1 pseudogene is annotated in these 1,970 nt (G+C 41.4%); it reads right to left on the bottom strand.

Features of this window, described 5'->3' with window-relative positions:
- Window positions 1–1,970 (bottom strand): annotated as a pseudogene (locus tag GC098_RS30020) (hypothetical protein); the annotation flags it as partial.

Genomic DNA, 1,970 nt, shown 5'->3' with positions numbered 1-1,970 from the left:
TCACGCCTGCGCCAATCGTAATTGTGCGGTCAGCATTAACTGTTACTGTTCCACCTTTAACATCTGTTACTACATATTGAACACCAAGTAGATCAGCGTATCTTACCAACTCAGCGTCTGTGTACTCAACGCCATAGTTGTCAACGATTTTCAAGTTTGGCAACAATGTGTGTGCAGCTGCCGTTACTGGTGTTACAGTCGGCATTGTAATGTCGTTAGATCCATCTGCTGTTACTGCTGCAGCAACTACTTGATCTGCTTTTACATTAACCGCAACGGTTTCGTCTTTTGTTGAACCATTAGCTAGTTTGTATACAACTGTGATAGTCGCTTTACCAGCTTTGTTACCTACAACAACGATATCGCCACCGTTTTGTGCTACTTTTGCAACATTTTGATCTGAAGAGGAAGCACTAATTACACGACCTGCTGGGATTGCTACTGCATCTCCAGATGTGTTCTTAGCTGTAATTTCTACTTTTCTTCCAAGACTTCCGTTAAATACCCACTCCGTTGCTGGCGTCAAAAGCTTCTCAGCATCATTAACTACACCACTATCAAGTGTTGCATACAGGTCACTTACTGGCTTGATGCTGTACGTTAATTCTGTAGTGTTCGCAACAACTTCCATGGAGCTATCCACGGTTTTTAGAGTGCTTTCGTTCGCTTTACCAGGGTTTTGGATTAGCTTCGCTTCAACTTTCGCTGTTCCTGCACCAAGAGCCGTAAGTTTTAGATCCATGTTGTTAAAATCTTTAAGATTTGTAGCTGTATACTCATACGTTTTTGGAGCTACTTGTGTCAGGTTTGTTGAACCTAGACCTGTGAAGTCAGCAAACGTAGTACCTGTTACAGTCACGAGTACTTTGTAATCTCCATCATAATCAGCAATCGTATTGCCTAGTTTCTCGCCGTATTGGTCTTTAACAAACCATTTTACTGTTGCTGTTGCTCCAACAAGTGCTTTTTGTGCTGGTTTGTCGCCATCAAGTACGAGTGTTTCTGGTTTACGAGCTTCTTGAATCGTGAAGCTTTGTTGTGCGTTGTTTTGAACATTAGCAGAGTAGATACCTAAGTTGACGAATACTACACTGTTAGCGGAAGCATCGATCGAGTCAAGTTTAATTTGACCTTTATGCTCACCTGTTTGTACAATCGCATCATTTCCGTTGTTACCAGTTGCAACTGTTGCGCCGGAAACGGAAAGGGAGAATCTTTTTGCTGCTGCTTGATCAGCAATGTCTTGCGCACTTAATTTGTTACCCATCGCATCATAAGCAACGATCGGGATGTATTTATTAGTATCGCCATGTGCCAAGACGCCATTGAGGGAACCAAACTCAACTTTGTTAGCTACTTTTGAAGATTCTGTTTTTACCGTTACTGTTGCACTTGCAGAACCAACATAGATCGTTGCTGTGTAGTCTCCTGCTTTTTCAACTTCTTTATCCAAGCTGATTTTCACAGTATCATAATCGCCAGTTGCAAGTTTAAGAGCATCAAAGCTGTAAGGCGTGATAACTGCATCATAAGCCGTACGGGTTGCTGCTATCGCACCTTCAGGGATCACATCACCATACTGATCGTAACGTGTGATTCCGATTTCTGCAACGTCGCCTTTGCTGGAAAGCGTCGTTTTACCCGTTGGATATTTCACTGTACCTAACTCAACTTTCGTTACGTAAGGCTCTGTTCCAACTTTTAATGTTTTTTGTACCGATACAGAAGAGTTTGTTAAGAATACATTCACAGGAATAACATCAATCTCGGATTGTTTAGCACTTGTGTCAAGTGTAAGCTCTAGCAAACCTGTATCTTCGTTTCTAGTCAATGCTTGAGAAGCACCTGCTACATATGCTGTATAGCTTCCACCATTGATTGAAGCATTTTCACCATATTGGTTTTCTGCTTTTACTTTTACAATGACTTTAGCTGATTTAGCAATTTTATCACTTGCATTTACAAAGCTA

The organism is Paenibacillus phytorum, from assembly GCF_013141715.1.
Taxonomy (GTDB): domain Bacteria; phylum Bacillota; class Bacilli; order Paenibacillales; family NBRC-103111; genus Paenibacillus_E; species Paenibacillus_E phytorum.
This window is presented reverse-complemented; position numbering and strand designations above follow the sequence as displayed.